At 46.3% G+C, this 26,061-nt stretch carries 24 protein-coding genes and 2 pseudogenes; 1 reads left to right on the plus strand and 25 read right to left on the minus strand.

The window, feature by feature from the left end; genetic code table 11:
- Window positions 1–2: 2 nt before the first annotated feature.
- Window positions 3–1,213, plus strand: a pseudogene (locus HMPREF0106_RS27070) (IS256 family transposase).
- A 266-nt stretch (window positions 1,214–1,479) separates the two neighbouring features.
- Here HMPREF0106_RS27070 and HMPREF0106_RS12505 read toward each other — a convergent pair.
- The 25 genes and pseudogenes from HMPREF0106_RS12505 to HMPREF0106_RS12400 all read right to left on the minus strand — a co-directional run bounded on the left by HMPREF0106_RS12505 (window position 1,480) and on the right by HMPREF0106_RS12400 (window position 25,920).
- Window positions 1,480–1,770, minus strand: coding sequence for a helix-turn-helix domain-containing protein (locus HMPREF0106_RS12505; protein WP_009039977.1), 291 nt, complete (start codon window positions 1,768–1,770; stop codon window positions 1,480–1,482).
- Between the two features lie 3 nt (window positions 1,771–1,773).
- Window positions 1,774–1,929 (minus strand): helix-turn-helix domain-containing protein, encoded by a 156-nt coding sequence (locus tag HMPREF0106_RS25930; RefSeq protein WP_083787907.1) that lies wholly within the window; start codon window positions 1,927–1,929, stop codon window positions 1,774–1,776.
- 397 nt (window positions 1,930–2,326) lie between these two features.
- Window positions 2,327–3,103 (minus strand): annotated as a pseudogene (locus HMPREF0106_RS27445) (DUF6047 family protein).
- A gap of 6 nt (window positions 3,104–3,109) precedes the next feature.
- Window positions 3,110–3,430 carry a hypothetical protein gene (locus HMPREF0106_RS12495; RefSeq protein WP_009039978.1) on the minus strand — a complete coding sequence of 107 codons (321 nt, stop codon included), beginning with the start codon at window positions 3,428–3,430 and terminating at the stop codon, window positions 3,110–3,112.
- A gap of 11 nt (window positions 3,431–3,441) precedes the next feature.
- A complete protein-coding gene (locus HMPREF0106_RS12490; RefSeq protein ID WP_009039979.1) occupies window positions 3,442–4,158 on the minus strand; it encodes a DUF6047 family protein in 717 nt (238 codons plus the stop codon).
- Window positions 4,159–4,335 carry a hypothetical protein gene (locus HMPREF0106_RS27450; RefSeq protein WP_009039980.1) on the minus strand — a complete coding sequence of 59 codons (177 nt, stop codon included), beginning with the start codon at window positions 4,333–4,335 and terminating at the stop codon, window positions 4,159–4,161. It abuts the gene before it with no gap.
- 5 nt (window positions 4,336–4,340) lie between these two features.
- Complete coding sequence (locus tag HMPREF0106_RS12485; RefSeq protein ID WP_009039981.1) at window positions 4,341–5,288, minus strand: DUF6047 family protein; 948 nt, start codon at window positions 5,286–5,288, stop codon at window positions 4,341–4,343.
- A 112-nt stretch (window positions 5,289–5,400) separates the two neighbouring features.
- Window positions 5,401–6,039 (minus strand): RteC domain-containing protein, encoded by a 639-nt coding sequence (locus HMPREF0106_RS12480; protein WP_009039982.1) that lies wholly within the window; start codon window positions 6,037–6,039, stop codon window positions 5,401–5,403.
- Between the two features lie 187 nt (window positions 6,040–6,226).
- Entirely contained in the window at window positions 6,227–7,525 is a 1,299-nt protein-coding gene (locus HMPREF0106_RS12475; RefSeq protein WP_009039983.1) for a sigma-54-dependent transcriptional regulator, read from the minus strand.
- On the minus strand, window positions 7,497–9,956 hold the full coding sequence (locus HMPREF0106_RS12470) for a hybrid sensor histidine kinase/response regulator (protein WP_009039984.1): 2,460 nt from the start codon (window positions 9,954–9,956) through the stop codon (window positions 7,497–7,499). The genes HMPREF0106_RS12475 and HMPREF0106_RS12470 overlap by 29 nt, the downstream gene beginning before the upstream one ends.
- Window positions 9,957–10,089: 133 nt before the next feature.
- Window positions 10,090–10,632, minus strand: a complete 543-nt coding sequence (locus HMPREF0106_RS12465) for a hypothetical protein (protein ID WP_009039985.1) — start codon at window positions 10,630–10,632, stop codon at window positions 10,090–10,092.
- Between the two features lie 31 nt (window positions 10,633–10,663).
- Window positions 10,664–11,830 (minus strand): hypothetical protein, encoded by a 1,167-nt coding sequence (locus HMPREF0106_RS12460; protein ID WP_015532668.1) that lies wholly within the window; start codon window positions 11,828–11,830, stop codon window positions 10,664–10,666.
- A gap of 59 nt (window positions 11,831–11,889) precedes the next feature.
- Window positions 11,890–12,951 carry a hypothetical protein gene (locus tag HMPREF0106_RS12455; RefSeq protein ID WP_009039987.1) on the minus strand — a complete coding sequence of 354 codons (1,062 nt, stop codon included), beginning with the start codon at window positions 12,949–12,951 and terminating at the stop codon, window positions 11,890–11,892.
- Window positions 12,944–14,017, minus strand: coding sequence for a hypothetical protein (locus tag HMPREF0106_RS12450; protein WP_009039988.1), 1,074 nt, complete (start codon window positions 14,015–14,017; stop codon window positions 12,944–12,946). The genes HMPREF0106_RS12455 and HMPREF0106_RS12450 overlap by 8 nt, the downstream gene beginning before the upstream one ends.
- A gap of 54 nt (window positions 14,018–14,071) precedes the next feature.
- Window positions 14,072–15,181 carry a phosphate ABC transporter substrate-binding protein PstS gene (gene pstS / locus HMPREF0106_RS12445; RefSeq protein WP_009039989.1) on the minus strand — a complete coding sequence of 370 codons (1,110 nt, stop codon included), beginning with the start codon at window positions 15,179–15,181 and terminating at the stop codon, window positions 14,072–14,074.
- Between the two features lie 128 nt (window positions 15,182–15,309).
- Complete coding sequence (locus HMPREF0106_RS12440; protein WP_011107054.1) at window positions 15,310–15,855, minus strand: hypothetical protein; 546 nt, start codon at window positions 15,853–15,855, stop codon at window positions 15,310–15,312.
- Window positions 15,839–16,012, minus strand: coding sequence for a hypothetical protein (locus tag HMPREF0106_RS27455; protein ID WP_009039991.1), 174 nt, complete (start codon window positions 16,010–16,012; stop codon window positions 15,839–15,841). The genes HMPREF0106_RS12440 and HMPREF0106_RS27455 overlap by 17 nt, the downstream gene beginning before the upstream one ends.
- Window positions 16,013–16,278: 266 nt before the next feature.
- A complete protein-coding gene (locus tag HMPREF0106_RS12435) occupies window positions 16,279–16,725 on the minus strand; it encodes a hypothetical protein (protein ID WP_009039992.1) in 447 nt (148 codons plus the stop codon).
- Between the two features lie 91 nt (window positions 16,726–16,816).
- On the minus strand, window positions 16,817–17,113 hold the full coding sequence (gene rpsQ, locus HMPREF0106_RS12430; protein WP_008647131.1) for a 30S ribosomal protein S17: 297 nt from the start codon (window positions 17,111–17,113) through the stop codon (window positions 16,817–16,819).
- A gap of 248 nt (window positions 17,114–17,361) precedes the next feature.
- Complete coding sequence (locus HMPREF0106_RS12425) at window positions 17,362–18,030, minus strand: hypothetical protein (RefSeq protein WP_008647129.1); 669 nt, start codon at window positions 18,028–18,030, stop codon at window positions 17,362–17,364.
- A 134-nt stretch (window positions 18,031–18,164) separates the two neighbouring features.
- Window positions 18,165–18,941 carry a DNA-binding domain-containing protein gene (locus tag HMPREF0106_RS12420; RefSeq protein WP_009039993.1) on the minus strand — a complete coding sequence of 259 codons (777 nt, stop codon included), beginning with the start codon at window positions 18,939–18,941 and terminating at the stop codon, window positions 18,165–18,167.
- A gap of 93 nt (window positions 18,942–19,034) precedes the next feature.
- Window positions 19,035–20,030: a hypothetical protein gene (locus HMPREF0106_RS12415; protein ID WP_009039994.1), complete on the minus strand. Its 996-nt coding sequence runs from the start codon at window positions 20,028–20,030 to the stop codon at window positions 19,035–19,037.
- A gap of 72 nt (window positions 20,031–20,102) precedes the next feature.
- A complete protein-coding gene (locus HMPREF0106_RS27075; RefSeq protein ID WP_009039995.1) occupies window positions 20,103–21,416 on the minus strand; it encodes a hypothetical protein in 1,314 nt (437 codons plus the stop codon).
- A gap of 47 nt (window positions 21,417–21,463) precedes the next feature.
- Entirely contained in the window at window positions 21,464–24,601 is a 3,138-nt protein-coding gene (locus tag HMPREF0106_RS12405; protein ID WP_225011895.1) for a TonB-dependent receptor, read from the minus strand.
- Between the two features lie 239 nt (window positions 24,602–24,840).
- Window positions 24,841–25,920 (minus strand): FecR family protein, encoded by a 1,080-nt coding sequence (locus HMPREF0106_RS12400; RefSeq protein ID WP_009039997.1) that lies wholly within the window; start codon window positions 25,918–25,920, stop codon window positions 24,841–24,843.
- Between the last annotated feature and the right edge of the window lie 141 nt (window positions 25,921–26,061).

Consider the following 26,061-nt stretch of genomic DNA (forward strand, 5'->3'; position numbering starts at 1 on the left):
TTATGAAAGCAGAATTTGATTTTGAAAATATTAAGAACAAAGCTATTGAACAGCTGAAAACCGATAAGCCTTTGTTGGTAAGGATGGTGCTTTTGTCCCCTTATTGGAAAGTATATTGAATGCAGCATTGGAAGGTGAAATGGATGCGCATCTTACAGAAGAAAAACGTCAGTTGGGTAATCGTCGTAATAGTAAAATGCAGAAGCAAGTCCAGACTCCATTAGGTGAGATCACTGTGTCTACCCCTCGTGACCGTAATTCAGGTTTTGAGCCTTAGTATATAAAGAAGCGTGAGGCCATCTTGGCGGAGGGGGTAGCAGACCGTATCATCGGACTTTATTCCCTTGGTAACAGCACACGTGAGATCAGTGACTGGCTAAAGGAAAATCTCGGCAACCGTGTTTCTGACGAAACGATTAGTTCAATAACCGATCGTGTTCTTCCTGAAATAAAGGTTTGGCGTTCCCGTATCCTTGATGATGTTTATTCGATAGTCTGGATAAACGCTATCCATTATAAAGTCACTGACGAGAGAGGGTGTACCGTTACCCGCGCAATCTACAACGTCTTAGGCATAGACAAGGAAGGCCACAAGGATTTGCTTGGAATGTATATCTCTAAAAATGAGGGAGCAAATTTCTGGTTAAACGTACTGACGGATTTGCAGAACCGTGGAGTTCATGATATCCTTATTGCGTACGTTGATGGCCTGAAAGGCTGGATGCCACCCAAAGTGTTTTTCCGAACACAATATTACAACTTTGTATCGTCTACCAGATACGGAACTCCATTAAATATGTCGGTAGTAAGCATCAGAAGGAATTCCTCAAAAACTTGAAACGGGTTTATGGTGCAGTACATAAATAAGCTACTGAAACAGAGTTTTTTTAATCTGAATGAGAAATGGGAAGAAAAATATCCTATCGTCATCAAGTCATGGCAGGACAACTGGGAAAAACTTACTGAATACTTCCAGTTCACATCAGATATACGCCGTATGATTTATACCACAAATACAATTGAAGGCTATCATCGTCAGATACGGAAAGTGACAAAAAACAAGGGTGTGTTCCCTAACGACACCACCCTTGAAAAACTGGTTTACCTCGCTTATCGCAACATACGTAAGAAATGGACTATGCCACTGGCTAACTGGGAAGCCATTACTCAACAACTGGCGATAAAATTTGGAGATAAGTTTAAATTCTTGTAATTTTACGCTCGACGGGACGGTTAGTCCCGCCCATTGGCGCCGGGCCGTTCCTAGACCGATGAGATTGAATGAGAATAGAGCATGACACAGTTTAATTTACACATCCTTAACTCTAAAGTTCCTTACTCATTATCTGAATCTTACTTGAAGCCTCAACTCCTATGACACCGCATATATGCTGCAACTTTCTTCCTGTTATACTTTTACTTACTTTTGCAAATATACGAAAAAGCAATATAAATATAAATACAAATTCATCACTTGATTTAACGAAGATAACTTCTATAATTTTTTTCCAATACTGATTGCAATTTGGAAAGAGGATAAAGGAACTTGCCACCTATAACAGTATAAGCTATCCCCTTTTCATCCCGCAACTTTTGCAAAGTCCTGCTTGATATATGTAACATACTACATACCTGCTCACCAGTCATATAAACCTCATTAGCTACAGGAACCTGCAAATTCTGAAATTCAAGAATTTCCTTTGAGCATTTTCTAAGCATCCCCATTATCATAATATATTCTTCTGATTGTTTTGTAATTACCCCATCCATACTCTATTTATCTTTTTGAATTAATATTCTGACCAAATCACTTTCCTTGTACATATATTTTCCACCAATGAAAGAACATGGAATGATCCCATAATCCCTATAACTTTGTAAACTTCGTTTAGAGATGTTCAGAGCCAGACAAACTTCCTGGGTATCCAGTCATTTCTCCCTTTTAACTGTTCCAAACTTCTTTTTAACGGCTTCAACTTGTACAGATAAATCCTTAACTTGCTGTTTTAACCGTAAATACGCACTTTTTTCTATAACAATTAATTCCATAACAAATTTGATTTATGATTTTACTATTTACAAAGCAAATAAAAGCACATTTCAACATCCGACAAAACTTCCTAAATCAAAGTCACCTGTTGGCGCACATTGTCACTCCTCAAAATACAAGATATTAAGAAGTGACCTGAAATATTTCCATACTACTATTCCTTTACCCATATTTGCTCAAACCAAAACTTTAATAATCTCAATCATAAAAGGAAATGCCTGTTACCTGCATCCATGCAGTAACGAGCATTCCACCCCTCACCAGTTTTCCGTTATCCTACATCTTTATACCTTTGCTTTTCTGCACAACCGCCTTTTCCTTTACGTCCGCTTTTTGCCGTGTCTTCGGAAAATGCTCCTTCAACAGCTTCCCTCCAGTTTCTTCGCCTTCTCCTGCAGCTCATCATACACATCCCATCTGTTCCGGCCCAGCAACTTGTTTTCTATCTTTTCAAATTTTTCATGGAAACTGAACTCGTCCGGATATTCATCTGTCAGCCCGTCTCTCGGATAACCTTTGTCCATGATATATAGCAGTGTCATCCGGTCATAATTATGTTGGCTCCGCGTCAGTCCTAGCCCCTTGCCTGCATCAGTCAACCTGTAATAGTTCTCCCATGTGGGGGGGGGTAAAGTCATAAGTCTCACTGTCTGTTACGTTTTTCAGTACCGACCTGTCCTGGAATGCCCGCCTTATCGTTTCCCCGTCTCCCCACCAGCCGAAACGGTTATGACAACGGTTCAGTTTCCCTTCCATCAGCGAGGGCCATCCCCTCAATTCATGGACAGCCAGGGATTTCAACACAAACTCCGAGGCAAAGAAATCATTCTCTATGTATTTATACATGTAATCACTAAATTGGCCCTCTCCGATTATGTCCCTGCTGAATATCAGCACCCCTTTGTCCGTCTCAACGCCCGTATAATACGTGTTTCCATGCTTCAAATCATCCAGCATCTCCGCTGTCACTTCGGGCGACGCAGCCTTTATCTCCCGCCACATCTCCGGTGTAAGCCGCTGGATATAATTCTCGTCCCTTGACAGCGGATCCATGTCTTTTCACAGGCAATACACCACCTCTGACAGACGCAGGTATCTATGCAGTTTGATTCCATGTCCTTCCATCGCCTTTTCCAACCTTTGCAGATAATCATCATTGTTCCCTTCCCACAAATGCGGTACAATCCCCATATCAGGCACGTTATAGTACATCATGCCTATAACAGGCATTTCCGTTTCCTTCAGTGCCTTTTCCACATCTTCCAGCATAAACTCCAGAAAACCTTTCTCGCCTGTACCTTTCATGCTGACATGCACTGGTTTGAAATGTCCGTCCACTGTGACATACACACTGCCGCCGTTCGTATTCTCTTTTTCCATCCGCCAAAAATTTAAATGTTCATTCCTTGTCCTTTTCTCTTTACCGGAATCCGCACCCTCATTTCCACGTTCGGGAATCGCACGTTATCCGGTTGTACCACCAGTGACGAGACTATCTGCTCCTGCTCTCCGGTCAGCGGTATAGGCTGCCGTTGCAGATTTCTCAGCTTGTTGAAGTTCCTCAGCGTAGGTGCCATGTCGCAACATGCCACACAAATCCCGTATCTCACCATATCCGAAGAAACCGTCTGTCCGTCACCGATTTTAGCCCGGTATGCAGCATCCAGCGGAGCCACTTCATAAAATCTCAGACTCCCGGATTTCCGCTTGCCGTCAAAAAAACGTTCGGCCAGCCTGCTCAGAAACGCATCCAGCATCCTGTCCCCACTGTCTGTCTTGTCAAACAGCAATACCTTCCCCTCGTATTCCACCACCATGCAGGTGGGGAAAGCCGCCAGCCCGTTGCGTATCACATCCCCGTCCATTCCGAAACGGTGTCCCAGACGCCTGTAATCCTCGTTTTCCAGCAAGGTCATATGTTCTGCCGATGATGACAGATGCGCAATCCCCCTTTCCTCGCAGAATGCCGCATCCCGGAGCCTCACCACCCCCGACGGATGTATCCTTTCCCGTTCCAGCACCGGACAGAGCCGTTCCAGATAATCCGCATTGTCCGTACCGAGTATGGGAGGAATCATGCCTTTGTCCCTAAAATCGAAACGGAACATTCAGTGGTCGGGAACAAATCTCCGTCCCGCCGTATGAAACCTCACGTTGTTGCCGATGTAACGAGAGAATCCATCTTCCCCCTGCCCGCGTATACTCAGATACACGGGTTTGTAAAAAGCGTCCAGTGTCATGTACAGGCTACCGCTTTCCACCGCCTGCATTTTCTTTTTTTCCATAAATTCTATAGGATTAATTGTTTCTTCTCTTTCTTTTGCGGAGCAATGGGGGCGACGTGCCTCGCCTGCCGTTGTCTGTCAGAAGGCTTTTGTCTCGGTGTTTCCTGCCTGCGGTATGTCTCCGGTAACTTGCCGGTCTTCACCTCTTCCGAATGTGGACGCGACATCGGATGTAACGTTTCCATCCTTTCAATCCAGCTTATCCGTGCGCCCAGCCTGAACTCCCCATCCTTGGCATGGAACTCCGATTGCAACAAGTCCGCCGCCATCTCCCTTGCCTCTTTCTGCAAGGCCGCATAGCCGAAGTCGTGTGCCGACAGAGGCGCGTTCATCCGTGCCTTCATGCTGTCTTCCAGTTTCTCCGCCAGTTCCCTGAACTCATACTCATAGCTGAAAGGATGTACCTTGTCTGCCGCAACAATCCCGGCGTACCCGTTTTCCGAAATGTACAGCAATGCCGCCACATCATAGTTCCGCGGCGAGATGCCCAGCCCAAACTCCCTTGTCAGCCGGTCAAAATTATGGAAATCGGGCCGCAGGTCAAACTTTGCCCAGCACACACCACCGTCCAATACACTCCTGTCCGCAAACTTGTCGGGAGTGAAGCTCACCACCGACCTGCGCAATTGTGCGTCCGTACTCCGCAAATCCGCTTTGGACAACTTTTCGATACAGTTGTCTGCCAGTTCCGCTACCCGTTTGGTAGGCAGGTCTATCTCGTATATCCGCAGAGTTTCAGATACTTTGGCCACGTTGAAGAAGCCGTCGGCCAGATGTTGCAGATAACTGTTACGTGCCTTCATTCCTTTCGGAGTGTCCGAGAACAGCATCACCCCCTCTTCGGTGGCCACGGCATACACCCGTTTTTCTGTTCCGGCAGCTTCCGTTGCTGTCACTTTCTGCCGGTCCGTTCTCCGGACGATACGGTTCCAAATATCATTCAGGATTGACATAACCTTGTTTTTTTAGATGTGAATAACCGACGGCAAAAAAAGCCATTCGCCTGCCAATCCGCAATACCGAACACATACAAGTCGTCCGTTGGCGGCTGTTGGCGTGCAACCTTTACGCCAGCCGTGCGTCAAGCATCCGGTTGTAGCTCCTGCGCAGGGAGTCGATGAACGGAGTGGTGTCCGTACAACGGTCAAACACCTTTCCACGCTTGGTATATAGGGCATTGATTTTCAAGTGAAAAACTTCCTCGAACACCCGTATCACATCCACCACTTTCAGCTCCCTACCTTCCGCTGTTCCTATCACTCCGGCAGCCATCAACGCCGCCACCAGTTCTATCAAGTCGCTGTCCGTGCCGTTCCACGTCAGCGTTACAGAACCCTTCTTCCCGTTCCTGCATACCGCCTCTTCCTTCAATCCCATTGCCTCCGTTCCACCATGCCGGAGTACCTCTTTCATCATCTGTTCCTCCGCATCCAGCAACGCAAGTGCCTTGCCGATGTAAACATCGAACAGAACGTGCCTTTCCATGCCATTTGTGGAAACAGTCTCCTGAATCCCCCTCAACTCTATTTTCGTGTAGAACAGCCTGCGCAGCTGTGCACAGATGTTTGTCCCGTCTGTCGGGAGCGTAGCCAGCAACGTGGCAAAATCATCATAGGCGGCAGACAGCTTCTCCTCACCGTTGCGGACTCCGTCCGCATAAGAGGCGAACAATCCGAACAAGACAGTATCTTTCAAGATTTTCATGGCAATAATTGTATTTGTTTCATTTACATGCCATAGAAGGGCAAGAAAGATACCATCGTACGAATTTAGTTGGTAGTATCAAAGACAATCTACTGTATTACAACCACTTGTAAATTTTCCAAAAGAACATGTATATATCAATGTGTCGTGTAAAAGCCGGACACGTGTACGGAAGCCGGACACGCGGTTATTGAAAGCCGTACTTCCGTAATTTCTCATAAAGTGTGCTCCTTGATATTCCCAGCAGCCTTGCCGCCTCCTTACGGTTGCCTCCGGTCTCTTCCAATGCCCGCATGATGCATTCCTTCTCTTTTTGCGCATCATTCAGCGCAAGCGTCTCTGACGCATCCGCCCCGTCCGCTTCCCGAACGGAAAAAGCCAGACTTCCAGCGGCTATCCGTTCTCCGTCGGGCGTAAGCAGTACGGCACCCCTTACCGTATTCTTCATCTCCCTCATATTCCCCGGCCACTGATAGGCAGCCAGCCTGCTCCGGGCCTCCCTGTCGAAACCACCTGTCCTTTTGCCCAGCTCGGCATTGGCCTCTTCAAGAAAGAAGTCCGCAAGCGGCAGTATGTCCTCCCTGCATTCCGCCAACAACGGCAGGCGTATGGTAAATTCATTCAGCCGGTGAAATAAATCCTCCCTGAAACGTCCCTCTGCAATGGCCTTCTCAAGATTCTCATTCGTGGCGGCCACCAGCCGTATGTCAAACGGGTACTCCCTCGTGTCCCCCAGCGGCCTATACCGTTTTTCTTGCAACGCCCTCAGCAGCATCACTTGTGTCCGGTACGAGAGGTTTCCTATTTCGTCCAGAAACAGCGTACCCCCGTCAGCCGTCCGGAACAGTCCCGCCTTGTCGCTCTCCGCACCCGTAAACGCCCCCTTCAGATGTCCGAAGAACTCCGATGCCGCCAGCTCTTCCGGAACCGTCCCGCAATCAACGGGAACATACGGCTTGTTCCATCTGTGGCTTCGTTCATGTATCTCGTGCGCTACATGTTCCTTCCCCGTGCCCGACGCCCCCCGCAGCAATACCGAAATGTCGGCGCACGCTATCAGTTCTATCTGCCTGTACATCTCCTGAGCCTTCGCGCTTTCGCCACGGTAGAAGGACGGCTTGCCGCTGTCTCCCTCCTTTATTCCGACGATAAGCTCTAGCAGGATGTCAGGCTGCACGGGTTTGCGCAGATAGTCCGTGGCACCCAGCTTAATAGCTGTCACCGCATTCTCCACTTCCCCGTAGTTGGTCATGATGATGACCGGGACCGTGCACCGCCTTTCCCTCATCCATTCCAGTAGGGACAGGCTGTTGTCATCCGGCAGACGCATGTCGGCCAGTATCAGACTGAACGGCTTCCCCGCAATCGCCCTGCGCGCCTCCGCTATGGTCGCCACGCACTGTGTCTTCATGCCCTGTTTCACCAGCCAATTGCTTATGGTACGGCTGAAAACGATGTCATCCTCTATAATCAGTATGCTCTTCATCTATACTCTCCCTGATTTTTCTTGCCGACTCCGCCAGCTTTTCCGCTGCATGGATTATCTCCCCGACTTCCATATATTGCCTTTCCTCCCACACAGCCGCCGTGTGTGTCACCAGACCGCGCAGGCGGGCCATCGGAAAGTTCATCCGCACCGTTTCCCATAAGGGAAGGTTCTTGTGCAGCACCTTGTGTATCGTATCCCTGTCATGCCCGCAAAGCGCATTTTCCAGTGTATGGATGCTCTCTTCCGTTTCCCGTATAAAAATATCCAGCATCCTTCCCTTGTCCTTTTCCCCCGAAAGGATGAACGAGAAATCGGGTTCTTTCTTCCCCGTTTTTACCACCATACGGCTTACGGCGCTTATCAGTTCGTCCATCGAGAACGGCTTCCGCAGGCAGCCCGCAAACCCGAAGGAAATATAATGTTCTTCATCGTCGGCGCAGGCCGTAACTGCCAGCACGGGTATCGTACGCGCGTTCTCCATGTTCGAGGAACGCAGCAGATCAAGTATCCTGTAACCGTCCATGTCCGGCATCTGTATGTCCGACAGAAGCAGGTCGTATGTTCTTTCCCTCAGTGCCGCCATCAGTTCCCGCACCGTCCGGCAGCATTCGCACCGCACCTTGTTCCGCACAAGCATCCTGCGGGTTATATCCAGTTGTATCCGGTCATCATCTATAACCAGCACGTATGTTCCTTCCAGTCCGTAGTCCTCCGCATACCCGTTTTCTCCATCCTCCCCATGCTTCGCCACTTCCGACAGGGGGAGGGCCACCCTAAACAGGCTGCCCGTCCCGTAAGGGCTCTCCACCGTGATGCGCCCGCCCAGCAGTTCCGTCAGACGGGAGACAATGGCTAGCCCAAGGCCGAAGCCGGGCAGGTACCTTGCATTGTCCAGACGCTCGAAGGCCCTAAATATCCTCTTCTGTTCATCCTCCGTCATGCCCGGTCCGGTGTCCTGCACGCTGAAGCGCAGCTCTCCCTGCCCGTATGCCGCCTGCAGACTGATTTTCCCCTTCCGGGTGAATTTTATGGCGTTGGAAAGCAGGTTGTTGGCTATCTGCATGATACGCGGGCGGTCTCCTTCCACCACGGTGTCAAGTCCCTCAAAATCCGTACAGAGTGTAAGCCCTTCCTTTCTGACCGACGGTGTATGCAGCTTCACTATCTCATCGAAAAGTGACAGCGGACGGAAAACCGTCACGTTCATTTTCCCCTTGCCTGCATCCAGCAGATAAAATTCAATCAAGGAGTTCACGAGTCCTATCATATAGTCGGACGAGCGGACGATATGCACCGCATACTCATCCTTCCGCTTTTCGTCCACTTCTCCGGGCAACAGCTCTGCATACCCTTTGATGGCTGTCAGCGGCGCACGCAGGTCATGGGCAATGGTCAGCATCATGTTTTTTCTGGATTGCAGCAGTTCCTTGTTTTTCAGGTCGGAAGATTCCAGTTCCCTGCGGTACCGGAGACACCTGTTCACGTCGCGGTGCAGCAGGGTATATAGCACGATGGCAAGCAGGAATACGAAAAGGGCAAGCGTCGCCGCCGTATTGTACGATTTCTCCCGGTCTGCCGCAATGGCATTGTATCTCGTTTCCAACCGCTCACCCGCCACCTTGTCAAAATCACCGACCAGCCCGTTCAGCCTCTTGTTCAGCGCCCGGCTACTCAAGTGCAGGCTGTCCATCTGGGCCGACAGCTTTTCCCGCTGTTCCTTCTGCTTTTCAGTCACTTCGCGGCTCAACGCATGGAGAAGATGGACAGCGGCATTGTTCCCGCTGTTTCGAGTGGTGGACGACGGCACTTTTTCCGATGCCGCCCGTTGCTGCTCCCGTTGTTGTCGGTAAGCGGATTTTTTCTCTTTTCCGCCGAAAACTTTCTTCAGAAAACTTTTCTTCTTCTCCGGCTGTTCTTCCCCGGTGGTTGCTGTCCCGGCATAAGCTTCCTTCACGGCAGGGGCGAGGATATTCCTTGTCGGCTGCCTGCGCACCTGCCTGACGATAGCCGGCACTTTTTCGCCCACCGTCTCGCCGATGTTTTCCAGTTCGTCAAACGTGCTCATGGCCGCTGACAGGAGCATCTCTTTCTGCTCAAGCAGCAGGCACAGCGAGTCTATGCGTTCCTGCTGTTCCGGCGTATGTACAAACTGCTGCAGTTCCTTCAGGACACCGCACGTCTTTTCTCTTCTCTCACGGTATAGCCGTAAGTCGCTTTCGCTCCAGGTGCTCACCACTTCGCCTTGCGACGCCAGTTCCAGCAGATGACCGTAAGTTTTGCGCGTAAGGTCGCGTATTATGCCCAGTTCTTTCATTTCCCACTTCAGTTCATCCCGTTTCATACGCTCCCCGCGGAACAGGTAAATAATGAATCCCAACAGAAGTATCAGCATGGCATAACCTATGAATATTTTAAGTTTCAATCCCATTCTCCCAACCGTTTTGTTCTATTCCTCGTCCTCATACGCTTTTCTGCCCTGTGCACTGCCCCTATGCATACAAGGGTAACGAAAAAGCTCAAGAAGATACAGACGGACAACACCGCTATGACTATCCGGCAGTTCATAAGTCTTCATCGTTTTCTCCTGCTCCGGCAAGGTGCCTCACCAGTACGATTCCCTCGTCATGGATTGTGAAGAATACGCACCAGGTGACGTTCATCATGCCCTGCATCTTGAACCGCACCCAGAAGGTGTCCCGTCCGCAATACCGCTCGAAGGCTTTCGGCGTTGCCGCCTTCGTCCGGGGAATGGGTGTCAGCACACGCACGATGCGGTGCAGCAGCAAGTCCGGAAACTCTTTCCTTATCACACTCACAGGCCTTGTACGCGGGCTTACGAACAGCCTGTCCGTTTCTGTCTGTATTTGTCTTTTCATTTCCGGCAGATAGCGCACATGTTGTTGCACCTTTCCACCCGCCACATAAGTCGGAGAGATGTCCTCACCCGTCACTGAACGGAGCATCTCGCTCTGTTCCTGCGCGGTAAGCCCGTGGGCACGCATGAAGGCATCCAGTTCTGTACCATGCACCCGCAGGTCGATGTTTACTTGCATCGGGGTTCCGTCCTCGTCCCGCAGCAAGGTTATTCCGTTGTATTGAATCATTTATGGTTTAAATAATTTATTAATTTGTAATTCATGGTTTCTTGCCCTGCCTCACCCATCCGGCCTTAGTCCAATCCCTGTCCTTCATCACATCCGGAGCCACGGCCCCCTCATAATCCGTCCGTTCAAAAAAGGTATCCAGCACAAACCTGTCAGGGGTCAGGGAACTCACTTCACGCGTAGCGTTAATCAGGATATAATCGATACCCGGCAACGCTCCCGGTTGGCCACCAATCAGTTGGACAGGAATGTCATCATCTGCCACAGCCTCGCGGGTACTGCTGTTCACCAGTGTCAGCCGGCTATATGCGGAAACCGCAATCGGATACCGTCGGCCATGAGATTTATTATCATGCGCCGTAGACAGGTTCGCAATCACCGGATGTGTATAGAAAGACGGAACTTCCAATTTCCCCGTCCCATTGCAGCTAACCACGCTCCACACACTCTTCCGAATAGGTGCAGTAGCCATCACATACTGCAATTTCCCCGTATATCCTTCATTGAAGCACAATCCGTTCTGGCTGGCACCCGTACTAATCAGATACCGGGCATTCACCGTCCCTCCGTTGAACATAAACCCGTCGCCACCGCTACAGTAACTTTGACAATGGTCTATCGTAGTTCCCCGGCCCACACCGTCAAAGGTCACTGCCCCGCCGGCGGCACCGGCGTACTCCACCCGGACAAACTGTAGGGAACCGGAATCATCATTCCCCTCAGAACCTCCATAAGAAATATCCGTAGCAACAGTTCCACAATATAAAGTCTCATACTCATAACTGACAGGAGCCTTCCCCAACACAATCACACCGTCCCAACTACCCGGTTCTTTGATCAATGCCGTCATCACGATAGGAGCATCCTCCGTACCGTTGGCAACAATCTTACACCCCTTTGTAATGACAATCGCCGCTTTCCCTTGACCCGATGCGGGAAGAGCTTTCAGCAATGCGCCGCGTTGTATGGTCAGCGTGGCGCCGTTGGTCACAAACACAGGCTTACTAATCAGATACTCCGTATCGGTGTACAATGTTCTATCCTCACTAAACACCGAAGGCAGTACCTCTGTAGTCTCCCTGTCAAACATCTCGTCCTCATTGGAGCAGGACGTAAGCATACTCAGACACATGGCAGCCACCATAAAGAGAAAAGCAACAAGCGCTTTCCGGCAAAAGATTATTTCTTCTCTTGTCATCACAATCTTTTTTAGTTTAAACTTACACTGGCCAATCTCTGTCAATCAACAAGGATTGTTCAGAAATAACGGCCAAACAATCTTTTAAAAACGCCTTTTTTCTCTTCCGCTTTTTGGGGTATATTCTTTAGTTCCTGAATCCGGGCTTCAACCGATGCCAGCTCGCGCATCTCCCGTTGCGATTCTTCAATCAGTTTGGAGTCGCAGAACATGGTAGTTCCTCGTTGCCAGAATCCGGTATTTTCTTCCTGCATTTCTTCGTCAGGCATTATAAGAGTCAATGGCCCCTCCACATAGAAGTAAGCCTCCCCCGGCTCAGCCGCTCTACGTTTTTCCTCTTCCTCACGCCGCCTTTCCTCGGCCATCAGCATTTCCCTTCGTTTCCTGTCGCGTTCTTCCAGTTCCACCAAGTCAGCCAGCCTGCCGGTATTATAATACTCCACCTGCGCCCTTTCCATGCTCAAATTCTCTTGCATGTACAGCGGTATCTGTTCCCCTTTCGTCATTGCGTAGGTGATGAATGTCTTGAAGAGATACGCTTCGTCATTTAACACAATCCCCAGCGCAACGCCATGGGAGGATGCGCCGTATATCCGTGCTCCAGCCACCCGTTCCTCGCTGCCCGGTTGCAGGCCGTAGCGCATCACGAGGTTATCCTTCAAATAAGTCTTTCTCAAAATCTTTCCGGACAGCGTACTGTGTTTTCCCCAGTACCGTTCACGGTAACGTATAAAAAAATGGGGAGGGAAAACAAAAACAGCATTCTCACCCGTATCCATCGTGACAAAGAGATAAACATGGAAACCGGCATTCGATGGTACCAGGCAATAGAACTGGCCGCATCTATCTATAGTCTGCTGCTTCCATTCCTGCTTGCTGAGAACATAGAATCTCACTCCCCATTCCATTACAGGAGTGTTGATTAAAACAGAATCAACCCCGGACGGGAATCTGGCCATTCCCTCCACCTTCGGATTCAGCAGGATATGCTTTCTCCATGCTTTGGAACGTACATTAGTCTTAAGATCCTCGCGAAGCACCTCAATAGTTTCTTCAATGCTCATCTTGGATGTTACCATCCGCATGGGCTTCTTATCCGGTTTCGTTTCTTGTTTACCCATCTGTCATGCTGTTTTTAGTTAAAGACAAATTCTCTTCCTCCGCTGCCTTTTTGAATAGACGGTCCATTTCTTTCAGCACACTCTCCAGCGACATTAGATTATCGTAAGCCGTAGGCTCCTTTATTTGGGGCACCGATTCAACGAACGTACCAAACTCCTGAAGCAACTTAGCCGGTAAGTGATTGACGGCCCATTCCAGTAGCGGCAAGTTGCTTTTTACCTTTTCATCCATACCGTTATGCACCTTTACCATCGCCTCATTCTTCAGCAGAGCCATCTGCGGGTTTATCCCGGCACTTTCCGGATGTTTCCGTTTCTGGTCATCCAATCCGGCAATCAACTCCATTGATTTGCACAGTTTCATCATGCCATGAAGCAAAATGTCCAATGCTTTCCGGTCTTTGGCCGATTCCCGATAACCGTTACATTTCAAGATGAACAGTTTCACGGCAAGCGCTCCCCACATCGGTTTCAAGTCCTCGTCATCAAAAAACTGTTCATAGCTCATTATCTTATTGATGACCGCCAGTTTGCCGTCCTTATCAATTTCCCCGAATCCAACCGCATCCACGGAGGCAATGAATATCTTATCACCAGCCGATGCCTGCTCCTTCTCTTCCTTTTGCCGGAAGCCGACAGCAAAAACGTAGTTTCGTCCAAAGAAACGGTACAACAAATCCCGGTCATTCGCTCTCCCATCTCCGTACAAAGCGGACAGACCATCCGCATGGGAGGAGAACATCACCAGTTCCACCCCCTTCCAAGCGGCAGCCTGCAAGTCCAGATAAGCAGCCACCTCATCTTCTGCATTACCCAGCAGATAGGCGCAGAGGAAGTTCTTATAACTGAACTTGGGTACTTCCGATTTCCGGTTCACATGCCCTACCGCTATCCACAAGTTACCCGCAGCGGTCCGAAAGACGCACGGATCATCCGTACACCATGGGAAGGCTGTCACTCCTTTCAGCACTTCCCGGTAGTTCTGTTCTTGGATTCGTTGTGATATCATGGCTTGCAGTTCCGGCATATCAGTCTGCATCCCCTTTCTTTTCTCCGATGTGGACATTGTTTTTGTTATCACGCTGTGTCCCTCCTTGTTAAGTACGAACGTATTCTTATATTACTTTCTCAATGCTTTTCCGTCGTATGTCACCTCCTTCAACATGTTCTTGGCATATTCCACAGCCTTTTCCGGCAGCGGTGAACATTGCACCTGGGTAGTGATAGTCTGAGCTTCCGGGCTGATCAGCCATTCCAGCAGCTTCACGATTTCTTCCGCTTCACTGCGACTACGCCCAGCATAGTTCTGCTCCTTATAAAGTACCACCCATGTGAAGCAACTGATAGGATAAGCGTCGGCAACCTCTGAATCGGTAATCATGCCCGTAGCATCCCCCACGCTTGCGGCAGCGGTAACGCTTTCCGAAGTGGGCTGCACAAAGTTTCCGGCAGCGTTTTTCAGCCATGCACTCTGCGTATTGAAGCTGGCTGCATATTCCGAAGCCACGTATCCGATAGCACCCGGAACTTTACCTACCAGTCCGGCCACGCCCGTATTTCCCGTAGCCGCTACTCCACGTGGAAAGGTCAAGGCTTTTCCCGTGCCAATCTTGGCCTTCCAGTCCGTACTCACTTTCGTCAGGTAGTCACTGAAGATATAAGTTGTTCCGCTACCGTCCAGACGGAAAACGGGATAGATTTCCTTGTCGGGCAATTGCTTGCCGGAGTTCACTGCCGCAATCCTTGCATCATTCCATTTCAATATCTTACCCATATAGATATCTGCTATCAGCTCTCCCGTCAGGCGCAGGTTATCCACACCTTCCAGGTTATAGGCGATAGTCACTGCCCCCATGCACGTAGGTACAAGGATAGATTTTACCGGCAGACTGTCCAGTTCCGCTTTGGTAGGTGGAACGTCCACACCTGCAAAGTCTATCTGTTGATTCTTCAGGCTTCTGAATCCGCGTTCCGTACCGATACCGGCATAAGTAACAGGGATGTCGTTCTTCTCCCAGTACATCTTGAACGCCTCGCTGTAGAAAGGTAACGGCAATGTGGCTCCGGCGGCAGTAATCACCGATTTACGACCCACAGCGGCATTTTCGGATAACTCCTCAACCGGTTTTCCACTGGTAAATAAAGTTGCTGCCGCTATTGCCAGTACAGCTACGAATGACAGGCATACACCGCCTGTTTTACTGATTTCTTTGTTTCTAATTGTTGCCATAAGCATTTTTATTATTGATTAAAATTATATCCATTTCAGACAGAGTGGGACAAAACGAAACCGTCCCGCTAACCAACGAAAGACTTTGGTTAGCGGGACGGAAATAAAAAATATGTCTGAGTGATCGTTTAAACCATCATTTTCAAATCATAATATAATAACCTTGTATGAGAGGCATCCTCATCACTTGATGTCAACTCTAAAAAATTATTCTTCAGATAGAAAGGTACTGCATCAATATAGGCATCAACTGTAATGAACCTACATCCGGTCTTATTGTTAATAACGAAATAGCCTTTAATGAAATTAAGCAATTTGCTGCCCAAGTGCAAATTATGTGTCGAAACATCTACCCCAAAGCGGCAGATTTTCACTGCTGGATAACTTTTCAGACGCTTCTCGTTAACAAAGCGTTTTTTCCGAAAGCGATTAAATTCCGTCTTGTTCTCAAATTCCGAAAGAGAAATTTTATCATTTGCCAGACTGAAATATGCCAAAACTTTGCCAAAGGCATCTTCCACTACATAACTAACAGCAAGCAGTTCATTTCTATAAATGAAAGATTCATTCATAATAAAATCGTTCAAATCCGCGTCTCCGCAATCGAACGATTCTATTCTCTCGTGTTCATCCAAACGGCGAACACCAAACTCTGGATTATTTATTTCTGCCATCAGTTTCTTCTTTAAAAATGCTCATGATGTACTTATAATCCCGTTTTATCTCTTCCAGCTTTTCCGGAGTCTCTTTCGGTGGATTTTTCATCCGCGCTTCAAATCTCCGTGCATCCTCCCCGAAGAGTATCGGGGTTTCTTTTATCGGTCTTGCCATTATTGCCTCCTTTCTCTATTGTTGTCTGCAAAGGTAATGCTATTTATGCAAATACACAAACGGTCAAGGGGTTATCTTTATTTCCGTATATGTCCCATTCTGTCAAAGAGCGATTGTTTTTCAAGGCCAGAGCTATTTCTCCAATGACGATAGACAGCTCTGCCTTAAAGTCATTAAAAAAGGTTATCCCAGTGGATTTTCTTCTTGGTTTCTATTCCTTACGTGTTACTATATATGTCATTTTATTATTGTTAACACATAAAATTTCATGGTCTGCTTATTTCCAATGCCTCAATTGCATTTATCGTATCCTTAGGATATTCAAAATACACGGAATCACATGAATGCTCCACTCTGACCTCCGCAAATCGATATTCCTTTGACTTCTTGGGTGCATCCCACGATTTGTTACTCAAAAAGACACGATACTCATAGATACATCCTTCATACAGTTCCGGCACTGTGTAATCCAAAGTATCAGGGATATTATCCGCATATATAAAGTCATTTATAAATTTGGTATAGTCCCCCTTCGGATAGTATATTCTTAAACAAAATTCGGCCTTCTCATAAGTGTCCGTATTTGTGATATTAGCTTTATCAATAAACCTGAATACGCTTTCTTTCTCTTCAGGTCGTGTCTCTTTCTCATTATCATCGTTTTGACAAGAGAATAGACAAGCAGGGAACAGCAGTACGGTTAGTCTTCTCATAATCAATAGTCTTTAATTGTTAATGCATTTGCTTTCCATATAGTGATATATCCAATATTAATTCTGAAATACCTACTCTTTTTTTACCGTCTCAATACAGTTTTCTGTAAAATCTAAAATATTTAGTCTTGCTGAAATGTCTGGTTTCATGAGCAAGCACCCGGTCTCCTACACTACATTCCTCCAGGGGATCATGTATTTTATACTTTTTCGTATATTGTACTGTTTTCCCATACTTCGGATGCTTTTTCGTACGTTCCACCTCTATGACAGCCGTCTTTTGCATTTTCGTGCTTACCACTATCCCCTCGATACATTGCCGGGGTATTCTTTTCACAGCTACCTTTGGAGAGTTCCATAAGAAAGGCCGTAAACGGCACGGAACCATATTAATATTGAAATAGCTGAAAATAGCGTTCCATTCACTCATCACATTCAGCAAGCCGTTATATTGCTGTGCAGTGATTTGTTTGGTATTGACGGCTTCCAGCATTCCGAACAGTTCTTTCACTTTAGGTATGATAAGTTCTATATCCTTAGTTTGCGGATTACCTGTATTCAGAAGATGAAATACCCGGCTGCACAGTGCCTCATGTTCTTTCAATATTTCTTCAATACCATTTTCCATACAATCCGTTATTTGAGGTTCAATGCACAATGGTAGATATCCAAATATCCCATCAGGATGATATCCGCATAATCAATGATGCTATAGAAATCCGAGATAAATACCCGTTGGTTCGTTTTGATAAAGTCAAACTCACTGTCGCCCCAGTTACCGAGAGGATAACTGCCGATGGTTTTCATTATTCCACAGAATTGTTGGTGCAACTGGAAGATTTCTTTCTGTGCATTAAGTATTTTCCGCAATATGGCTTTCATCTCGCAATCATTTATCCCGGAAAACTCCACAGACAAGTGGGATTCGTCCTTTATGCTCACCAACAGATTTTCAAAGCAGGGACGCAACTGGGCAGAAAGTTGTGTTTGAGCGATACGTGCCGACGGCGTTTGCAGGGATTCTTTCAGTGCATTTCTTAATGCCCGGCTCCGGTTGGTCACTATTTTCTCGTAGATGACGGGATTAGTCAGGAAAACAGCTACAAGGCGAAAATCATTACTCAACGAATGATACTTCTGATGTATCTCTTTTATTGCTTTGGATTTGACGGACAATTGCTTCAGAAACAACAGCAGCATTTCATTGTCCGCCTGCTCTTTATTCATTCCATGCGCAAAGAACTTGTCATTCATCTGCATGGTAAAACCCAGAATAGAAGCTATATTTGCTATAATGTCTATCATTCTTTTATTATTTCAAATTATTCAATGAAAGAAAGCATTTGTTTTGATGTCTGAAACCGCTTTATCGAAGAGCTTTAGATAGCCCTATCTAATCTCCTTAGACAGCTCTGTCTAAAAAGGCCGGATAAGAGGCTTTATCCTAAAGGATTCTCATCCAAGTTTCCATCACTGGTATTTCCACCTTCAGAACCACCACTTTGCCCGATGGTAATCACTTTGCTCGTACTACGCGGAGTTTTCAGCAATGTATTTGTACCACTGTATTGCGTAGTGACCGTCAGCGTGTAGTGACCGTCCGTTAAATCGGAGGGAAGCAAGATAATGAGTTGCGAGGGGTTGTTCACCACCAGCATATCATTAGGCAGCTTGCTGACCTTGCCGGAAGCATCAGTCAGGGTGATACCTACCGATTCATGTTCACCAACGACTTTTATCAAGCGTCCGTTCAGGGTGTAGTTGCGTCCGGCGGTTGCCATGCCGTCCGTGGCACGGGTGGCGGCATCTTCGCCACCTATTATATACATGGCGTCCCGTTTCTCTCCCAAGATGTTGACTGAAGTCTGCGCAATAGCTTCGCGCAAGTCCTTGTCCTGGGTAAAGGAGACGTAGATTGAATTCTTTTTTTGATCCCACTGTCCGCCGTCTACTACACCACGGAATTGGGGTACGGCTCGGAAAAGTCCGGTATTCACCGAATAGCCGCTCAGCATCAAGTCTGACAACACACGGTGATATAGCTTCACTGCGTGCTCAATGGTTTCTTCACGAAGACCTGTGTCTTCTTTCTTCATTTCGCTAAGTATATCCTCCAGCGTAAGGCTTCCGGCTGATTCCAACATCAGGATTTTGTCTTCTTTGTTGTCTACGGTGACAGCATTGTCTACCAGCCAACCTTTCAGGGTGTGTTTCATGATTTCTTTTCGTTTTTAATTAACAAATACTCATTTTTAGGAAAAGCACCTCCGATTAATTAATTTTATCGGAGGGCTTTAAGTACCAAAGCTCTATTTCCAAGGAGTAGATAAGATAAAATTGCATTGCACATTATCACCGCCTTGATGTGAAGGATCCATAAAGCGAAATGTCATGAATTTATTATCAGAAGTTCCTATTGGAATACTTGTATTAAAATGTTCCAGATTATTAACTATCATATTTCCACTCTCATCTATCAAATCATATACTCCGTTTACTACACCTTGGCCAAATGCATCATTATCGATTTGAATATACTCAGAAATCTTTCCAGCTTCCAAATCAATTGTTGCTATTGGGGCTGTAAATTGCATAGCATCTAAATCCATCAAATAAACTACCAATTTCAACTTGTCATGGCCGGGAAAGGCATCAGCAGTATAAAAGAAACGAATTTTAGTATATTGTCGAGATTCCGGATCCGCTTCTTCACCATCGGATATATCCAAGAAGTCTGTATCGGACAACTGCATAAGACTGAACTGGCCTTCTGGCATAATAGTCATATCTTGTTCATAAAGAACTTGCCCATCAACATTGCGCACTATTTTTAATGTACCGCTTAAGTCCGCTTCGGCTATATAATTCTTTACCTTATTTGATAATTCTCCATTATTGAACGTAACGGTATATAAATCAGTATTAGGATTAAAATAGCTAATTATGGGAGTGAATGTTGTATATTCCTCCAAAGATGAAGAAATAGCAATATCTCGTCCCACAAGTTTAAGCAACTCAATGTCTTTACTATTATCCAGTGTTATCTCTTGTGACAATTCGGGCTGTTTTTCGCCTATTTTATAGACCTCTAGTTTAAGAGTACTATTCTTTTTAACAGATGTTGAACGATTAATACTTTTTTCTCCATTAAAATAAACCTCATAACTACTTCTTAGTTCTTGTTGTACAAACGATACAGTACAAGTCTCAAATCGCATGTCTATATCCTCACCTTCTGTTTCACAACCAGCAAAGACAAATATAAAAATGCTAATGATGAGACTGTATAAAAATTTATTCATCATTTTTCTTCAAAAAAGAGCCGAATAAAGAGGGAGGCTAATCCCTCTTTTATACGGCTCCAAATTATTCAACAATTATTTTACCCACGCTTGAGTTAACCAGTTTGAACGTCCACCAACAGCACCTCTGTAAGAAGTAGTCGTAAACCAACTATCCAATTCACTAAAATCTGCACCTGCATTGGCTGGAGATGCATTAGGCATCAAACCTGTATATCCACCCCACGGAGAAGTCAGCCCAATAGCCTCAGCACTTGCAGCAGCAGTATTAGTCGCGTCAGCTGTGATACCTGAAAATGTAGTACTAACACCATTTACAACATTGTTTTTGAAAACATAGCTGTTAGTGGTTTCACACAAGATACCGGTAGGATATCCGTAAAGAATACTGTTCACCAAAGTAAATTGGCAGTTTCTACGGAAGTTGGCACAAGATTTCATGGATTTACCATCACCCATTGCAGATTGTGCAACCTTACCATTAACGGTTCCAACGATTGTTAAGTTACTGATTGTCGGGTGAGTGAACGGAGTTAAAGATGAACTGCTTCCGTCGTTATCACATTCAATACCATTCGGGTCTTTAGTGTAATAGGTACTATTTGCATCTACAGTGGCTACCAAGAACTGAAGCTTACCAGTGTAACCAAAGTCGAAGTCAAAAGCATCGTCGTGCGTACTGGTAGATACCAAATACTTGGCATTTATTGTACCACCGAAGAATTCGAATGCATCGTCTTCACCGTAGTATGCCTGACAGTGGTCAAAAGTTGTACCTGCACCTACACCGCCGAAAGTAAATGAATTCAATTCATTGTCCTGCGAAACGTTGGCACCGGCATATTCAACACGTACATACTGAATCGTACCGGAGTTATCGTTAGCATTGCTACCACCATAAGTGATATCTACACCGGCAGGAGCCGAATTGATACCTTCAATAACCGGATTGTTGGTTTGGTTGATAGGAGCATTACCCAATACTACGAAACCACCCCAACCACCAGGATATTGATGTGCATCTTCTGCCGTCATAACAATCGGAGCAGAAGCAGTACCAACAGCATTAATCTTACCATTACGGGTAATAACCAAAGCTGAAGCTTGTGCCGGAACATCATTGTACAGACCTACAATTTTTGTACCTGCCTGAATAGTCAATGTAGCACCACCGGACACATAAACCTTGCCATCCAAATGATATTCATTTGAAGCACTCCAAGTAGTATTGGTGTTGATAACACCAGACACTTTTACGATTGCAGCAGCTGCACGAGTTCCACCGTCAATGGGTGCAATTTCCTCGTTCTGACTACAAGATACCACGGCTACAGAGGCTACTGCCAAACTTGTAACACCTAACACGTTTTTGAATCTAAAATTTTTCATAACTGAACAATTTTAAAAGTTAATAAACTATTTATTTAACACAAAAACTAAAATTTATATCCAACTGACAGAGAAAGGTTTATACCTTTTTTTATCCGGCTTAGCACCCAATCTCCGCTATTATAGTTCATATTTGAAGTTAAATCAGCATATCCTTTATCGTTATTCGGGTCAACCCCCGGTTCATATCCGCAATTGCGATAAACTATCACATCCTGGTTTAAGAGGTCACTGGCATTGAATTTCACTTCCAACTTTTCTTTTAGGAAACGGGCAGAGATTTGTAAGTCAAGTACGTCTCTCGATGCTTCGTATTGGTCATACTTCTCGTAATCTCCGGCAAATAACAATTTACGTCCGTTACGCCCATAGTTCAATGCAGCACCAAGTATCTTTCCCTGATAGGTCAATCCGGCATTTACAGTATATGGAGACAATCCTTGCAATGGGCGGCTGCGGTCTTGCGTTTTAACTTCTCTGTCAATCCCGGAAGCAGCGTTCTGCAATCGTTCAAGATTGTATGTAACGTCTCCACTCAGAAAAGTAGCGTTTCCACTGACATACACATCCTTCAAGAAAGAGCCCGGGGCGATGAAAGCCAATGATTTACGAAGATTAATCTCAATACCCTTTACGCTGGCATCATCTATATTGAAAGGATGCAGGACATATCGTAAATCCATCGTCTTTCGCGTTACCATTTCAATAGGGGATTTGAATTTCTTATAAAAGGCACTTACCGAAACCACTTCACCCGCTTGTGGATACCACTCCAAACGGAGGTCGAAATTATCCGAATGGGATTGCTTCAATCCTCCACGGCTTTTCACTTCTATACGGTCGTCTACATTATAATAGTTACAAGGGGTAAGTTCCCTGAAGTCCGGACGCGCAATGGTGCGGCTATAAGCAAAACGGGCATTGATGTTGTCCGTGATGTTATAGACCAGAGTGGCGGCGGGCAACCAGTCGGTTTTCTTTACCGAGACCAAACTATCCACTCTGTCCGCCCCAATTGTTGTTTGCACTTCAGTAGTGGCATCTTCCATACGGACGCCTGCCGTTAAGTGCAGTTTACGGAAGAACGTAAATTCACCCATCAAATATGCCGCATGTATATTTTGTTTTCCTTCGTAGTAATCGGCTTCATTTAGTCCCGACAAGCCGGACGGCGCATAATAGATAGCGCCACTTGCAAAGTTCTTCGGGTCATACAACTCTCCCAATTCCGGATGCGATTCCTGTAGTTCTTTCCATGCGTCCCATCCTTCCCCCTTGTTGCCAAACATGGCATGAAGATATTGCTGTTCATAATTGGAGGTACGGAAAGTGCCCATATATCCGGTCTTGATGGTTTGCTTGTTTCCCTTTACTACAAAAGGATGTTCCAGATTGAATCCAATGGTTTTCTTCTTCTCTTTCAGGTTACTGTACATCAAGTGTCCGTCTTCAAGTCCGAACTGGCTGCTGGTGACAGTGCTGCTCCAATCAACCAAGCCGTCTTCCACATTTCCTTGAACATTGCCCAATGCGTAGCGGTCATCCGGATTGGTACGGCCAATCTGATTATAAGACGCATTCCATGTAGCTATCAGGTTTTCGTTGAACAACCGGTGCTCGCCTTCCAGTTGGGTTTGCCAGAGCTGGCTGCGCAATGGGACACTATACTGCTCATAGGTATTGAACGCTGTAGTATATTTAAAAATGTAACGTTCAAGATTGGTATGTTGGAAACGGTTGTTGAACATGTTTCGCCACGTAATCTTATGGTTCCGGATTTCCCAACCGACGTTTGCCACAGCGCCGACAGAAGTCACAAACTTATAGCGTTTACCCGGTCCGTTCAAACTGTCTTTAGTTATGGTGTTCATCTCTTTATATTCTTCCGTAGTCTGTTCATTACGGTAGGTCAAAGCGGCTACTACCCCCAGTTTGTGTCCGTAACCCAATTCGATAGGAGCACCAAAGGTAAGAGAGTAGTTCTGTATCGGCATAGCTGTGAATTTCTTCATTCCGAAAGTATTTTTCAATGCAGCATTCTGCGTACCTATCTTACCTTCGTCTTCACTTCTGCCGGCATACCATTGGCGGTCATTCATTTCACCGAACAGCCAGTCGGATTTGAAACGCTTGTTGCTCAGGAAGTCTTTTCCCGTACTCTGGGTGTTCATACCTGTACCCAGACTTATATCGAGAAACTTCTTACTCGGTACCGCCAAGGTTTGTACTTCTATCAATCCTCCGGTAAATTCACCCGGCAGGTCGGGAGTAAAGGTCTTTGCAATAGTCACATTATCCACCAAACCACTCGGTATCACATCGAAAGCAAAGTTTCTGCGGTTCGGCTCCGTACTTGGCAGGGATGCACCGTTCAACTGCACATTGTTATAGCGTTCGCCCATACCACGCACATTTACATACTTACCGTTATCAATCGTCACACCGGACACACGGCGAAGCACTTGCGCCATATTGTTGTCACTGGTTTTCTTCACAAGGTCGGCACTGATACCGTCACTCATCGCAACCATTGTCTTTTGTTTGGAGTACAGCGCATTGGCAGATGCCTTGTTATAGGTAGCGGTTACCACCACTTCATTCAGCATCTCTGTCTCATCTTGCAGGATTACATCCAACGGAGTAGTTCTTCCCCCTGCAACTTTCACGTCGCTGATGCGCATTTTCTGATACGAGATACAGCTCACTTCTACCATATAGGTACGTGTCGGCACATCTTTCAGTGTGAAGTTTCCCTTAATGTCCGTTGCCGTACCGGTGTTGCTGCCGGCAATGACCACCGTGGCTCCCGGTATCGGAAATCCGTCCTTATCCAGCACGGTTCCCGTGATAGTCCCTTTCCCGGAACTTTTCTTGTTTTTATTATCGTCCTGATATACGGAATATGATTCCGCTGATACTTTCTTATATGAATAACCGGTGTTTGAAAGACTGTTGGATAAATCCACCTCTACTGAATTGCGCTTGGTCGCGGCAGGCACACTAATGGCTTTCATATTCTTCCCGTCGAATGCAACCTCTACCTTATACGTCTTGGCGATGCGGTTCAACCGTAGTTCCAGTGCCTCTGCCGGATAGCTCGTTGCCTTTTGGTCGTCACTCGCATGGCAGATCGGCGATAGCAGCAACATTCCCAGTAGGAACAATATGCCCGTTCGTAATCTCATTTTCTTATTACTCCTTTTCATCTTTAATTCGTTAATATTTTACTTAATAAATCACCTATTTTCAATTAGTTAAACTTTCATTTTCCATTTCCGAAAAGACAAGGCAATGGCCGTTTCCCTTTACATAGGGAAATTTCTCTTTCATGTATGCAGCTCGCCACCGCATACCACAGGCTTGTCTTTCTTTATTCTTTCGTTACGCGTGCAGTCCTCGTAAGGTGGCGCGTGGATGTATATGGTTACCGGCTTACAACAATCCGGTTGTCACTGATTTCATATCGCGTACCGTAAATGGCACATATATTTTTCATCACATTATTTACTCCGGATTGTTCCGGCCTATACGAGCAATAATTGATTCGGGCGTCCGCAGGTATGGCATCCTTCTCTATCACCAGTTCCCGGTGGAAACGGTTCTTCACCCTTATTTTCAGCTCTTCTACCGTAGCATCCTCCAGTACGAAACCACCGGTAGTCCATGCTCCGATATTATCGGGATTCACCGTGTCATGCGAAACTCTGTTGGCTGCCTTATCATAAACCACCCGGTCGCCACAGTGGAACTTACCGAAAGATTGCTCCCCTTTCGCCACTTCCACACATCCAGTGCGGACTGCAACCTGGCTCTCCACTGTCCCGCCGTAAGCTACCACATTGAACGAGGTTCCGTGTACAATGGCATTGATCTCTTTCGCCTTTACAATAAAGGATTTCTTCTTGTCCTTGGCCACCTCAAAGAATGCTTCTCCTACCAGGCTCACCGTCCTGTCCTTCTTCCCGAAGTTGTTCGCAATGCTCAGATTACTGCCGCCTGCAAGATAAACAACCGTACCGTCTGCCAGGTGCAACACACTATCATTCTGGCATTGGATTACATTACATGCCATGGCATTCGTACTATCCGCAAATTTTTCATTCATATAGAACGAAATTCCCAACACCAACAGGACGCTTGCCGCAATTCCGGCTCCCGCATACTTCATTCCACGGGAGAATGGCAATCTCTTTTCTTTCTTCACCTGTCCGGCCAGACAGTCCGTTCTTCCTTCTATTCCTTCAATGCCGATCATTCGTGCCAGCATATCCAAGTCTCTTTTGGTCAGCTCATCCAGTTCTTCCGGCGTAGCCGTTTCTTTCTTACCCTTACTACTCTTACCGGTAACATCCATGATTATTTTGGAGATGCCGTCAATCCGCTTGAGTTCATCCTCAGTAGCCTTTCCTTCTTCAAGTTTCGAGTAGAGAGAATCTATACGATCCCATACACGTTCTTCTTGTTCGGAAGTTACTTTCTTTCTATTTCTCCAAAATTTAATCATATCAATTATCTGTTTTTTTAATTTGTCCTACATTCAAGTTCTCGCATCACTTTGAGAACCCATACACTAATAAATCGTTTGAACCCCCTAAAACCTTCCTTTAAAAATCGTTAAAATCAAAGGATTTCTGCATTTATCCCT

This window comes from Bacteroides sp. D22, assembly GCF_000163675.1.
Lineage (GTDB): Bacteria > Bacteroidota > Bacteroidia > Bacteroidales > Bacteroidaceae > Bacteroides > Bacteroides xylanisolvens.